Annotated in this window: 14 protein-coding genes; 11 read left to right on the forward strand and 3 right to left on the reverse strand. The window is 37.4% G+C overall.

Features of this window, described 5'->3' with window-relative positions; all coding sequences use genetic code 11:
• The first annotated feature begins 239 nt into the window (after nt 1-239).
• The 11 genes from ACFS6I_RS04565 (at nt 240) to ACFS6I_RS04615 (ending at nt 9,899) form a co-directional block, all read left to right on the forward strand.
• The gene (locus ACFS6I_RS04565) at nt 240-1,205 is read left to right on the forward strand and encodes a PhoH family protein (RefSeq protein ID WP_132772558.1); all 966 of its coding nucleotides are present in this window, start codon (nt 240-242) and stop codon (nt 1,203-1,205) included.
• A gap of 49 nt (nt 1,206-1,254) precedes the next feature.
• Entirely contained in the window at nt 1,255-2,205 is a 951-nt protein-coding gene (locus ACFS6I_RS04570; RefSeq protein ID WP_021189321.1) for a phosphoribosylaminoimidazolesuccinocarboxamide synthase, read from the forward strand.
• Between the two features lie 17 nt (nt 2,206-2,222).
• Nucleotides 2,223-2,603 carry an STAS domain-containing protein gene (locus ACFS6I_RS04575; RefSeq protein ID WP_132772477.1) on the forward strand — a complete coding sequence of 127 codons (381 nt, stop codon included), beginning with the start codon at nt 2,223-2,225 and terminating at the stop codon, nt 2,601-2,603.
• 1 nt (nt 2,604) lies between these two features.
• Entirely contained in the window at nt 2,605-3,516 is a 912-nt protein-coding gene (locus ACFS6I_RS04580) for a ribonuclease Z (protein ID WP_380918470.1), read from the forward strand.
• Nucleotides 3,517-3,712: 196 nt separating this feature from the next.
• Nucleotides 3,713-4,771: a histidinol-phosphate transaminase gene (hisC, locus tag ACFS6I_RS04585; protein WP_380918472.1), complete on the forward strand. Its 1,059-nt coding sequence runs from the start codon at nt 3,713-3,715 to the stop codon at nt 4,769-4,771.
• A 4-nt stretch (nt 4,772-4,775) separates the two neighbouring features.
• Nucleotides 4,776-5,915 (forward strand): bifunctional histidinol-phosphatase/imidazoleglycerol-phosphate dehydratase HisB, encoded by a 1,140-nt coding sequence (gene hisB / locus ACFS6I_RS04590; protein ID WP_132772472.1) that lies wholly within the window; start codon nt 4,776-4,778, stop codon nt 5,913-5,915.
• Nucleotides 5,916-6,067: 152 nt separating this feature from the next.
• Complete coding sequence (gene hisH, locus ACFS6I_RS04595) at nt 6,068-6,661, forward strand: imidazole glycerol phosphate synthase subunit HisH (RefSeq protein ID WP_132843858.1); 594 nt, start codon at nt 6,068-6,070, stop codon at nt 6,659-6,661.
• A gap of 20 nt (nt 6,662-6,681) precedes the next feature.
• Entirely contained in the window at nt 6,682-7,434 is a 753-nt protein-coding gene (locus tag ACFS6I_RS04600; RefSeq protein WP_132843857.1) for a 1-(5-phosphoribosyl)-5-[(5-phosphoribosylamino)methylideneamino]imidazole-4-carboxamide isomerase, read from the forward strand.
• A gap of 2 nt (nt 7,435-7,436) precedes the next feature.
• On the forward strand, nt 7,437-8,189 hold the full coding sequence (gene hisF / locus ACFS6I_RS04605) for an imidazole glycerol phosphate synthase subunit HisF (protein ID WP_380918475.1): 753 nt from the start codon (nt 7,437-7,439) through the stop codon (nt 8,187-8,189).
• A gap of 61 nt (nt 8,190-8,250) precedes the next feature.
• Entirely contained in the window at nt 8,251-8,835 is a 585-nt protein-coding gene (gene hisIE, locus ACFS6I_RS04610; RefSeq protein ID WP_132772467.1) for a bifunctional phosphoribosyl-AMP cyclohydrolase/phosphoribosyl-ATP diphosphatase HisIE, read from the forward strand.
• 143 nt (nt 8,836-8,978) lie between these two features.
• The gene (locus ACFS6I_RS04615) at nt 8,979-9,899 is read left to right on the forward strand and encodes a WD40 domain-containing protein (RefSeq protein ID WP_380918478.1); all 921 of its coding nucleotides are present in this window, start codon (nt 8,979-8,981) and stop codon (nt 9,897-9,899) included.
• Between the two features lie 6 nt (nt 9,900-9,905).
• Here ACFS6I_RS04615 and ACFS6I_RS04620 read toward each other — a convergent pair whose 3' ends face one another.
• The 3 genes from ACFS6I_RS04620 to ACFS6I_RS04630 all read right to left on the reverse strand — a co-directional run bounded on the left by ACFS6I_RS04620 (nt 9,906) and on the right by ACFS6I_RS04630 (nt 13,320).
• Nucleotides 9,906-10,376, reverse strand: coding sequence for a GAF domain-containing protein (locus tag ACFS6I_RS04620; RefSeq protein WP_380918480.1), 471 nt, complete (start codon nt 10,374-10,376; stop codon nt 9,906-9,908).
• A gap of 70 nt (nt 10,377-10,446) precedes the next feature.
• The gene (gene ruvA / locus ACFS6I_RS04625; RefSeq protein ID WP_021189326.1) at nt 10,447-11,028 is read right to left on the reverse strand and encodes a Holliday junction branch migration protein RuvA; all 582 of its coding nucleotides are present in this window, start codon (nt 11,026-11,028) and stop codon (nt 10,447-10,449) included.
• A 12-nt stretch (nt 11,029-11,040) separates the two neighbouring features.
• Nucleotides 11,041-13,320, reverse strand: a complete 2,280-nt coding sequence (locus ACFS6I_RS04630) for an NADP-dependent malic enzyme (protein WP_380918482.1) — start codon at nt 13,318-13,320, stop codon at nt 11,041-11,043.
• Nucleotides 13,321-13,361: the final 41 nt, after the last annotated feature.

Genomic DNA, 13,361 nt, shown 5'->3' on the forward strand with positions numbered 1-13,361 from the left:
AAAGTACGTAATGTCTTCTGATAAAAATAAATAGAATGTACATATTCGATCCGATCGATTTGAGTTGGATGTTTTTAATCTTGATATCCACCAATATAAAAATAAAAAATGAACTCTTTTTTTTATTTTTGTTGCATATTCTGATGCTAAAATTGATATTAATACTGTATTTTTGGATATTGGTTGATGTTTGTAGGTAACAGGCCAATATGGAAATAATTCACCTTAAATTGAATGATTTGAACGAATTACAAATTACATTGGATGCTATCAATTTAGCGATACTTTGGGGCGCTCAGAATGAGCACTTTGACTACATAAAAAAACAGTATCCAAAATTGAGAATTGTAGCTAGGGGTAATGAGATGAAGGTATTGGGTGATGAAAAGCAACTTGAATCTTTCAAAAATTCCTTTGACGATGTTATCAACCATTTGGAAAAGTACAATAAACTTTCTTTAATGGATTTGGAAAACCTGATGCAGACAACTTCGGGATCTGCTGTACTGGAAGAAAAAATGCTTGCTGATAAAGCTGCAAGTGTCGGTTCCGAGCCTATCGTTTTTGGGCCTAATGGCATTATTGTGCGTGCACGTACACCGAATCAAAGAAAGATGGTGGATAGCATCACGAACAATGACATCCTTTTCGCTATAGGTCCTGCAGGTACAGGTAAAACCTACACCGCCGTTGCCTTAGCGGTCCGTGCATTACGCAATAAAGAAATCAAACGTATCATCTTAACACGGCCGGCTGTTGAAGCTGGAGAAAATTTGGGCTTTCTTCCGGGAGATCTAAAAGAAAAAGTTGACCCTTACTTACGCCCTTTATACGATGCGCTTGATGATATGATTCCAGCAGAAAAACTTAAAGGATATCTCGAGAATAGAACCATTGAGGTCGCTCCTTTAGCTTTTATGCGTGGACGTACTTTAGATAATTGTTTCGTGATTTTGGATGAAGCACAGAATGCAACCGATATGCAATTGAAAATGTTTTTAACCCGGATGGGACCGACAGCAAAATTCATTGTTACGGGTGACGTGACGCAGATTGATTTACCAAGAAAGAATCAGTCGGGACTAGCAACTGCTGTACGATTGCTGGATAATATTGAGGGTATCGATATTATACATTTAAATGGTTCAGATGTTGTGAGGCACAAACTAGTGAAACGCATTCTAGAGGCTTACGGAGATATTTAATAGTCAATAATAAATTTGAGATAGAGAGATACTATCCATTCATCAATATATGAACGCAATACAAGAAACAAATTTCAATTTCGAAAATCAAACCTCTTTTTACAGAGGTAAAGTACGTGATGTATATACCATTGCTCATGAATATTTAGCTATGGTGGCTTCAGATCGTATTTCGGCATTCGATGTGGTATTACCAAAACCTATCCCTTATAAAGGACAGGTATTGAATCAGATCGCTGCAAAATTTTTGAAAGCAACGGAAGATATTCTGCCAAACTGGGTAGTTTCTGTTCCGGACCCAAGTGTTACGATTGGTAAAATGTGTGAGCCTTTTAAAGTAGAAATGGTGATCCGTGGGTATTTATCTGGTCACGCTTGGAGAGAGTATAGTGCAGGAAAACGTTCGGTATGTGGCGAAGCGCTGCCAGAGGGGTTGAAGGAAAATGATAAATTACCTGAACCTATTATTACTCCCACGACAAAAGCAGCAGTAGGTCACGATGAGGATATTTCTAGAGATGCTATTTTAGCAAGAGGAATCGTGAGTGAAGAAGATTATATCCAGTTGGAGAAATATACAAAAGCATTATTTCAACGAGGTACTGAAATCGCAGCTGAAAGAGGATTGATCTTGGTGGATACCAAATATGAATTTGGCAAAAAAGATGGTCAGATTATTTTGATCGATGAAATTCATACACCAGATTCTTCCCGTTATTTTTATGCGGAAGGTTATGCTGAACGTCAGGCAAGTGGTGAAGCACAAAAGCAATTGTCGAAAGAGTTTGTACGCAAATGGTTAATTGAAAACGGATTTCAAGGTAAAGATGGACAGCAGGTTCCGGAAATGACAGATGAAATAATAAAATCAATTTCTGAGCGATATATCGAACTTTATGAGCATATTGTAGGCGAGAAGTTTGTTTATCCAAATCAAGAAGATGTTTTGGAACGTGTAGAACGGAATGTGACTCAAGCTTTAAAACAACTAAAATATTAAGAGAAAGGATCTAGATTATGAAATATACGATTGATAAGCATGACCGCTATATTGTAATAGAACCGCTTTGTGATAGCTTAGATGCGGAAAAAGCGATTAAATTAAAAGGTGAGTTTTTGTTGAGAAACACGGTTGGTCAACGTAATATTATTTTAGATTTATCTAATGTGCGTAAAATAGACGAAAGCAGTATTCGCTTGGCACTATTGGCAAATCGTCTTTGTGATTCAAGTGGTGGGCTATTCATTTTAGCAAACTTGGATTCTGAAGTCCTTGAGGTATTGGAAATGTCCCACCTACAGACCAACTTTACGATCGTAAACTCTGTTAAAGATGCTGAAGACCGTGTTTTTGCACACGAAATTGAATTAGATTATAGAGGAGAGAAAGAAAAATAATATGCGATTTGAAGTTTTGATTTTAGGGAATAGTTCCGCAACGCCTATGTACGATAGGCATCCAACTAGTCAAGTCGTAAACTTCAATGAGCAATTGTTCTTAATTGATTGTGGAGAAGGTACACAAATGCAGCTTAGCCGTTATGGCATTAAAAGCAATAAAATAAATCATATTTTTATCAGTCATCTGCATGGAGATCATTACCTCGGTTTAGTTGGGTTATTGTCCTCCATGCACCTGATTGGGCGTAAAAGTGATTTACACCTTTATGGACCAAAGGGACTTGATGAAATATTAGCTGTTCAGTTTAAATATTCAGAGACATTACTTCGCTACGATCTTATTTTCCATGAAACTTCTGCCGACGAACCGCAGGTTATTTTTGAAAATAGAACCATTAAAGTAAGTACATTTCCTTTGACTCACCGAATTCCCTGTACGGGCTTTCGTTTTGATGAGGGACAGCGTTCACGACACCTACTTGTAGAAGATATTGAGGAGGCCGGTATACCTGTTGCTTATTATCAATTATTGAAAAATGGGGTGGACTATGTTCGTGAAGATGGACAAGTGTTCAGCGCATCAGATTATACTTTGCCTGCACCATTATCCCGCAGTTATGTGTATTGTTCAGATACCATTCGTACAGCAAACTACTTACCTTATATTCAACATGCAACATTAATCTACCACGAATCTACTTTTCTCCATGAGATGGTCGATCGTGCAAAGGAAACTTTTCATACTACAGCCCTGGAGGCTGCAGAGATAGCCAAGGAATCGCATGCAGATAAATTACTATTAGGTCATTATTCTGCACGATATAAAGATTTACAGCCTTTATTACTTGAGGCGCAGTCTGTTTTCCCGAAAGCGATGCTATCGCAAGAGGGAAAATGGTTTTCGGTATAATGTTATTTGTAAAATCTCCCTGTTATATTAAATTACGCCAAAAATTCTCAGAAGGGAGCAATAAAGTTATATTTGAGCCGCATGCGTCAATACCTATGAACTAACAATAAATAAGGCTAAATTTCTATTGATCTGTAATTATATTGTGGATGTAAGCAAATTTATCTAAGTTTACGATTTAAAATTTAATAATTTAATGGACACTCCATTCAACTTAACGAAACTTTTACGGGAAAATATTAAAAATCTCGTACCTTATTCTTCTGCTAGAGATGAATTCAAGGGGGAAGCATCTATCTTAATTGATGCCAATGAAAACGCTTTTGGTTCTCCTTTAGCGCATAACTATAACCGTTATCCAGATCCTCTGCAACATCAACTTAAGCATAAGCTAGCACATATTAAAGGAGTGCCTGCAGAGAATATGTTCTTAGGTAATGGAAGTGACGAAGCTATTGATATCTTATTTCGTGCATTTTGTCGTCCAGGTGTTGATAATGTAATTTTAGTCCCACCTACATACGGCATGTATGAGGTTTCAGCCAACATAAACGATGTTGCTTTTCGGAAGGTAAATTTAACAAAGGAGTATCAATTGGACTTAGAGGGCATTGAAAATGCTGTCGATGAGCATACTAAATTGATCTTCATTTGTTCACCGAATAATCCAACCGGTAATACGATAAATCGTCATGATATCGAAACCATTTTGAACAACTTTGATGGTCTGGTTGTGGTGGATGAAGCTTATATTAATTTTTCACAAACTAAATCCTTTACTCAGGAATTGGCCGAATACCAAAATTTAGTTGTTTTACAGACGCTTTCAAAAGCATGGGGCTTAGCAGCTTTACGTTTAGGGATGGCCTTTGCAAGTACCGAAATTATTTCGGTGTTCAATAAGATAAAACCACCGTATAACATTAACCAAGCGACACAGGATATTGTTCTGGAAGCATTAGATCAAGTTGATCAGGTTAATGGCTGGATCAAACAAACTGTGGTGGAACGTGAAAAGTTAGTGCAGGGATTGTACAAACTGGATATGGTCCAACACATTACTCCTTCTGACGCCAACTTTATTTTGGTAAAAATGAATGATCCAAGAGCAGTATATGCCTATTTGGTATCACACGGCATCATTGTACGTGACCGCTCGAAAGTTGAACTTTGTGAAGGCTGTCTTCGAATTACAATCGGTACACCAGAAGAGAATCGTATATTATTGGAAAAATTAACCACAATCAACATATAAAATAATGCCTAATCAGCTAAAACGTGTATTGTTTATCGACCGTGATGGTACTTTAATTTTGGAGCCTGAGGATCAACAAATTGATTCTTTTGCTAAACTTAAATTTTACCCAGGTGCATTGCAATACCTTCCACGCATCGCGAAAGAATTAGATTTCGACTTAGTATTAGTTTCTAACCAAGATGGTCTGGGTACAGATGTTCATCCAGAAGAAAACTTTTGGCCTGTCCATCAATTTATACTGGATACATTTGCGGCTGAAGGTGTAGTTTTTTCTAAAGAACATATCGACCGTACGTTTCCTCATGAAAATGCGGCTACACGCAAGCCAGGTATTGGTATGCTATTGGATTATTTCGATCCTTCACAATATAATCTAGCACAGTCTTTTGTTATCGGAGATCGTGTCAATGATGTAAAGCTGGCTCAAAATCTAGGTGCTAAAGCTATTTGGCTACGTAATAATGATGACTTAGGGGCTTTGGAAAATGTACAGATTGATGCAGAAACAATTGGTCTTGAAACAACCGACTGGAAGTCTATTTATGAATACCTGAAGTTAGGAACACGCACCGGTGAACATCATCGTAAAACGAATGAAACGGATATCTATATCAAATTGAATTTAGATGGTTCAGGAAAAGGTGATATTGAAACAGGTTTGCCATTTTTTGACCATATGCTGGATCAGATTGCCCGTCATGGTGCAATCGATTTGACAGTTAAAGCAAAGGGTGATTTACATATTGATGAACATCATACGATAGAAGATACTGGTATTGCGCTGGGAGAAGTATTCTTAAAGGTTTTGGGTGATAAACGTGGTATTGAACGTTATTCATATACATTACCTATGGATGATTGCTTAGCGCAGGTTGCTTTGGATTTTGGTGGCCGTAATTGGATTGTTTGGGAAGCTGATTTTAAGCGTGAGAAAATTGGTGATATGCCTACAGAGATGTTTTTCCACTTTTTCAAATCATTTTCGGATGCATCTAAGTCTAATTTAAATATCAAAGCTGAAGGTGACAATGAGCACCATAAGATCGAAGCAATATTTAAGGCCTTTGCCAAATCAATAAAGAAAGCTGTACGTCGTGATGCTGATAATATGGAGCTCCCGAGTACGAAAGGAGTTTTGTAATCGATAGATTAGAGATATTAGATTAGAGACGATAGATAATAGATTGGAGACCGTATATCGTTTCCTAATTTCTAAAAAAATAGAATATAAGAAAATCAGATATCTTCAATCTCATGTCTGATATTTATTATCTGACATCTAAAAAGACAAAAATGATAGGAATTATAAATTACGGAGCCGGTAATATATTTTCATTGACAGCAGCTTTAGATCGTGTTGGACTAGCCTATGGCATGGTCAACAAGGAAGAAGAGCTGGAACAATATGATCGTATTATCATTCCTGGAGTAGGGCATGCAGGTGCAGCGATGCAAAAACTGCGTGACTCAGGTTTAGCTTCATGTATCCATAACATTGATAAGCCTGTTCTGGGTATTTGTGTGGGCATGCAGTTGCTAACGGATTTCTCAGAAGAAGGAAATGCCTCTTTATTATCCATTATACCTTTGAAGACCTTACACTTTGATAAAAAAATCAAGGAAAAAGTTCCGCATATGGGTTGGAATAGTGTATCGATCAGAAATGACAATCCATTATTCAGCAATATAGAAGATAATGCTTATTTTTACTTTGTACATTCGTATTTCATTGAGTATGATGCGAAATACACGGCAGCAATGTGTGCTTATGGATTGCCATTTTCGGCAGCTATAGCAAAAGATAATTTTTATGGTGTGCAGTTTCATCCTGAAAAATCAGGAAAGGCTGGCGAGCAATTATTAGTGAATTTTTCAAAATTAAGTTAGAAAATAAAAAACAGTTTACAATGTATATTATACCCGCAATTGATGTATTAGATAAGAAAGTTGTTCGTCTAAGAGAAGGAAATTATGACGATGTTACTACTTATGAAATCAGTTTAGAAGAGCAGATTGAGAAGTATCATGCAAATGGTACAGAATTGGTACATATCATTGATTTAAATGGTGCAAAAGGTGATTTTAGTAATCAAGAATATTTATTTGATATCATTCAAAAAACAGAAATGAAAATTCAATATGGCGGCGGTGTTCGCAGTATTGAAAAAGTTAAGGAATTGGTTGATGCTGGTATTTACCGTGTTATTGTTGGTACACAGGCAATCACTAATCCATCATTTTTGGAAGAATTAAGTACCTTGAATGAAGGTAAAGTTAAATATGCCGATCATATCGTTATTGCAATTGATGTATTGGACGAGGTAATTAAATATTCAGGCTGGTTGGAATCTTCTCCAATCAAGTTAATTGCATATATCGATAAGTGTTTAGCTTTAGGTTTTTACCGTTTCTTATGTACGGATATCAGCAAAGATGGTAAATTAGGCGGTGCTGGTGTTGAATTATATAAGAAACTCTTAGATCATTCTCCTATAATTAAATTAATCGGATCTGGTGGTATCAGTTCAATGGAAGACATCAGCAACTTAAAAGCATTGGGAAGAATGGAATCTGTTGTTGTTGGTAAAGCGATCTATGAGAATAGAATTTCAATTGAAGAGATTAAAGATTGGAATTTGAAATCGTTAATTAACTTCTAAGGATGTTAGCAAAACGTATAATTCCTTGTCTTGATGTTAAAGATGGCCGCACAGTAAAGGGAGTTAATTTTGTTGATTTACGTGATGCCGGTGACCCAGTTGAATTGGCATGGCAGTATTCTGAACAGGGAGCCGATGAATTGGTCTTTTTAGATATTGCAGCCACGCATGAAGGGCGTAAAACAACTATTGACCTGGTTAAGGCTGTTGCGCGTCAGGTTAATATTCCATTTACAATCGGAGGTGGAATTAACGAAATGAAAGATGCTGAGATTTTGTTGAATGCTGGAGCGGATAAGATTTCGATCAACTCTGCTGCTGTTCGTAATCCACAATTGATCAATGATCTAGCGGCGGCCTTTGGTGCACAATTTGTTGTGGTTGCGATTGATACACGTTTTCTAGAAGGTCAAAACTTTGTCCACTTAAGTGGAGGTCGTATCAAGACTGATATCAAAACGGAGGATTGGGTACACGAAGCTCAAGAAAGAGGGGCAGGTGAGATTTTGCTGACATCTATGGACCATGATGGAACGAAGAATGGATTTGATAATGGGTTATTGAAAAAAATCAATGATGCTATTACTATTCCGTTAATTGCATCCGGTGGTGCGGGTAATCAGCAACATTTTGTCGATGTATTTCAACAAGCAAATGTAGATGCCGCTTTGGCAGCATCAGTGTTTCATTACGGTGAAATCCTTATCCCAGAATTAAAGAATACTTTAAGGAGTAATGCCATTGTAGTACGTTAAATTTGCTTACTATAGCAACTGTAATGACTTCATACCATGTACTCGATACTAATTAAAAGAAATGTTAGATTTTTCAAAAAGTGACGGACTTGTCCCTGTAATTGTACAAGACGCCCAAACATTGGAAGTGTTAATGCTCGGTTATATGAACGAAGAAGCATGGCAAAAAACACAAGCCGAGAAGCGTGTTACTTTTTTTTCAAGAAGTAAAAACCGCTTATGGACTAAGGGTGAAGAAAGTGGGAACTTTTTAGAGGTTGTCGGCTTACATATTGACTGCGATAAAGATACGGTGTTAATTAAAGCGAGACCTGCAGGCCCTACTTGCCATACAGGTAGCCGCAGTTGTTTTAATACTGATTTTAATCAAAATTTCTTGCTGGAGCTAGAGCGAATCATCAAACATCGCTATGAATTCCCTTCCGATGAATCATATGTTAATCGTTTGCGTTCAAAAGGAATCAATAAGATTGCTCAAAAGGTAGGTGAAGAAGCCGTAGAAACTGTTATCGCTGCATTGACAGAAACAGAGCATGATTTTATTAATGAAACTTCTGATCTATTGTTTCACCTTCTCGTATTATTACGCGAAAAAGGAATTTCATTAGAGACAATTGCTAAGAATCTCGAAGGTAGACATCAATAGTATTGTTCTACGTTATTAAGATGTATAAAATTTGTTAAAAGGCACCTATTGGTGCCTTTTAAGATTAATAATACGCTGTAAATTTACTGATATAGCTTCTTGTTGATGTAAATTTAGCTAAGTTTGTATAGGGTAATATGATTATGGATACATTAGAAATGGAATTAGCAGCAACATTAACTGGACATCAAAATCCTATCTTCGCTTTGGAGAGAGGATATTTTACCAATACGTTCTTTTCTGGAGGAAATGATAAAGGTGTAGTGGAATGGGATTTGCAAACGAAGTCATTCAAGCGCATTCTTTGTGCGGTAAGTTCTTCAATTTACGCCTTACATCTTATCCCTAATACCTCTTTTTTGGCAATCGCACTTCGTGAGGGTAAGGTGATGATTGTTGATGTTGAAAATCAAAAATTAATAGCGAGCATTCAAGTTTCTAAGAAAGCAATTTTTGCCCTTCAGAGTATTCCGACCAAGAATGAGCTTGTTGTCGTAGGGGAGGACGGTGTTGCTAGTGTATGGTGTTTGACAGATTACAAGAAAATATATGAATTTGCTATTTCCTCAAACACAATCCGTACGATTGCGCTTTCTCATGATCAAAAGAAAATCGCATTTGGAGATAAGAACGGAGATATATTTTTGTTCTCTGCAGAAGATTTTCATTTTCTATTAGCGAACCAGAAACATACTATGCCGATTACGAGCCTGATCTTCTCTCGTAGCGGACTTGAGCTCTTGAGTGGAGCTAGAGATGCTGCATTGAAAATATCCGACGTAGCAACTTTAAAAGAACAGCATGGGTTTGTTCCGCATATGTTTACCGTATATGGTATTTATCCACATCCCAGTTATCCTGTATTTGCTACGGTTAGCCGGGACAAATCTTTCAAAATTTGGGATGAGGAAACCTATGCTTTACGCAAAACAGTCAGTCGTGATAAATTTTATGACTCGCATACTTTATCGATCAACACCGGACTTTGGACTACTTCTGGGAAATACTTTCTCACTGCAGGTGATGATAAATTAATCAAAGTCTGGGAGATGAAATTGTCTTAGGCAGTCTTAAGAAAGCAAAGCTACTATTTCAGTTAAATATTGCTCATCTACAGCATCGAAATCGTTAAGTTCGCTACTATCTACATCTAGAATACCGATGATGTTGTTGCCCTTGTAAACAGGGATAACAATTTCTGATTTTGAAAGTGAGCTGCAAGCGATATGCCCAGGAAATTCATCTACATTGGGTACGATAATTGTTCTGTTTTCTTTCCAACAAGTTCCGCAAACGCCACGACCATACTGGATCCGTGTGCAGGCTACAGGTCCCTGAAAAGGTGCAAGTACAAGTTGCTCACCCTCAATTAAGTAAAAACCTACCCAGAAAAAATTGAACTGTTCCTTCAGTGCTGCAGCAATATTTGCCAGGTTAGCGATTTGATTCGTTTCACCGGTGATCAAGCCTTTTATCTGAGGAAGAAGAGCAATATATTGTTCTTCCTTTGTTCCTTTTTTAATTTTTAAATCTTCTGCCATAAAAAAAGCGCTATTATGCTGTTCAAAGTTAACAGAATAATAGCGCTTGTTAAAAATAAATAATCTTTCTTTACAACTTTTTCAAAGCTAATTTGATCATTCCTTCGACGGTCAGATTTGGATCCGTTTGGATGACAGTATTTAAAACTTTTTCTGAGGTAGCTTTATTGAATCCTAACATGACCAAAGCGGATAATGCTTCGTCTGGTACAGATTGCGCCATTGGAATCGTTGACAAGGATTCTACGCCCTGTTTTTTTAGCTTATCTTGCAATTCTAAAATCAAACGTTGTGCTGTTTTAGGACCAATACCTTTTATTTGCTGAATCAGTGTAACCTGACCATTTACAATAGCAGATTGTATTTCTTCCGGTGTATTGGATGAAAGAATCATACGCCCTGTATTTGGACCAATACCTGATACTGAAATCAGATTTTCAAATAGTTTTTTTTCACCTTCTGTTGCAAATCCGTACAAGGTATGCGCATCCTCCCTAACCTGAAAAGAAATGAATAGCTTACATTGCTCCTGGTCTTTAATCAAGGAAAAAGTATTGAGGGAAATATGGATATAATAGCCAATCCCACCCACGTCGAGAACAACATGGGTAGGTGCTTTATGTGCTAATTTCCCGTTAAAATATGCATACATAGCGATACGGAATTAATTACCTTGTTTTTCGTGAGATTGTACATCGACAACAGCGATCGTTACCATATTCACGATTTCGCGAACTGAACTATCCAATTGTAATACGTGAACTGGTTTGTTCATACCCAATAAGATTGGACCAACGGCCTCTGCGTTGCCTACTTCCTGTAATAATTTGTATGCAATATTTCCAGATTCCAAATTCGGGAATACCAACGTATTTGCTGGTTGTCCTTTCAATGTACTGAATGGAAAGTTTGCTTCTAATAGCTCACTGTTTAATGCGAAGTTTGCTTGTAAATCACCGTCTGCAACAATTTCAGGATGCTCCTGGTGTACGATTTTAATTGCCTCACGTACTTTTGTCGGTGTGTTACCTTCGTTAGAACCGAAATTAGAATAAGAAAGTAATGCAATACGAGGGCTTACATTCATTTTTCTAACTGCTTTATCTAACAATACGGTGATGTCTGCCAACTCTTTTGCTGAAGGCTCTTTGTTAACAGTGGTATCTCCTAAGAAGATAGGACCTTTTTTTGTTAACATCATATACATACCTGCAATACGGCTACCTTCTTTTGCTCCAATAACATGGATTGCTGGCTTGATCGTATTTGCATAGTTTTTTGTTAATCCAGAAATTAAGGTATCTGCATCGCCAAACTGTACCATGCTTGCTCCGAAGTAGTTGCGGTCAATTAAAAGCTTTTTAGCATCTAATTTTGAAAGACCGCGACGCTGTCTTTTTACAAACAAATGTTCAACATATTGGTTGACACGCTCTGTTTCCATTTCTTCAAATGGATCAATGATCTGTACGCCAGCTAATTCAAAACCGTACTCATTAATTAATGCATTGATTTTTCCTTTTTTGCCTAACAAAATAGGAACTGCAATACCTTCTTCTTTTACGATCTGTGCCGCACGAAGTGTTTTGTAGTTATCTGCTTCAGCAAAGACAACACGTTTAGGATTACGTTTTGCTGCCATTGTCAAGTTGCGCATAATAGCATCATCTTGACCTAATCTTTTACGAAGAGTTTCTCTGTATTTATCCCAATCTTCAATGGTATGTTTGGCAACTCCTGATTCAATCGCTGCTTTTGCTACTGCTACCGAAACTTCAGTGATCAAACGTGGATCATTAGGTTTTGGGATGATATAATCTGCTGAGAATTTTAGATTATTGGTGTTATATGCCAAGTTTACTTCTTCTGGAACTGGTTGTTTAGCTAGATCAGCAATCGCCTTTGTAGCCGCCACTTTCATCTCTTCGTTAATCGCTGTAGCACGTACGTCTAATGCACCACGGAAGATGTAAGGAAAACCTAACACATTGTTAACTTGGTTTGGATAATCTGAACGTCCTGTACCCATAATGACATCGTTACGTGTCGCAATTGCTAGGTCGTAAGCGATCTCCGGGTTAGGATTTGCCATTGCTAATACAATCGGCTGATTAGCCATTGTCAATAACATTTCTGGAGTCAACACATCTGCTGCAGAAAGTCCGATGAAAACATCAGATCCGTTTACCGCATCAGCAAGCGTATGGATATCACGGTCAGTAGCGTAAGTCGCTTTCATCGCATCTAACGTTTCACGGTCACGACGGATGACACCTTTACTGTCTAACATAACAATATTTTCTTTTCTTGCACCAGCAGATACATACATACCTGTACAAGAAATAGCGGCAGCACCTGCGCCGTTTACGACGATTTTAACATCCTCGATCTTTTTTCCGATCAGTTCACACGCATTGATCAAAGCTGCACAAGAAATAATTGCTGTACCATGCTGATCATCATGCATAACCGGAATATTCATTTCCGCTTTTAGGCGTCTTTCGATCTCAAAACATTCTGGAGCTTTAATATCTTCCAGGTTGATACCGCCAAACGTAGGTTCCATTGCTTTTACGATATTAACAAACTCATCTACATTTTTAGTATCAAGTTCAATATCAAAAACATCGATATCAGCGAAGATTTTAAATAATAAACCTTTACCTTCCATAACTGGCTTACCGGCTACAGCACCGATATCTCCAAGACCTAAAACGGCCGTACCATTACTAATAACTGCAACTAAATTACCTTTTGCAGTATATTTGTAAGCATCTTCATTATTTGCAGCGATAGCTAAACAAGGCTCAGCAACCCCTGGCGAATAAGCTAGCGATAAGTCTCTTTGAGAATTTGTTGGCTTGGTTGGCACAACAGCTATTTTACCAGGTCTACCCATTGAGTGGTAGTCTAATGCCGCTTGTTTACGATTTACATTACTCATTTTAATTCTTTTATATAGTGCTAGTTTGTTAAACTAAGGTT

This window comes from Sphingobacterium anhuiense (assembly GCF_042686355.1).
Taxonomy (GTDB): domain Bacteria; phylum Bacteroidota; class Bacteroidia; order Sphingobacteriales; family Sphingobacteriaceae; genus Sphingobacterium; species Sphingobacterium anhuiense.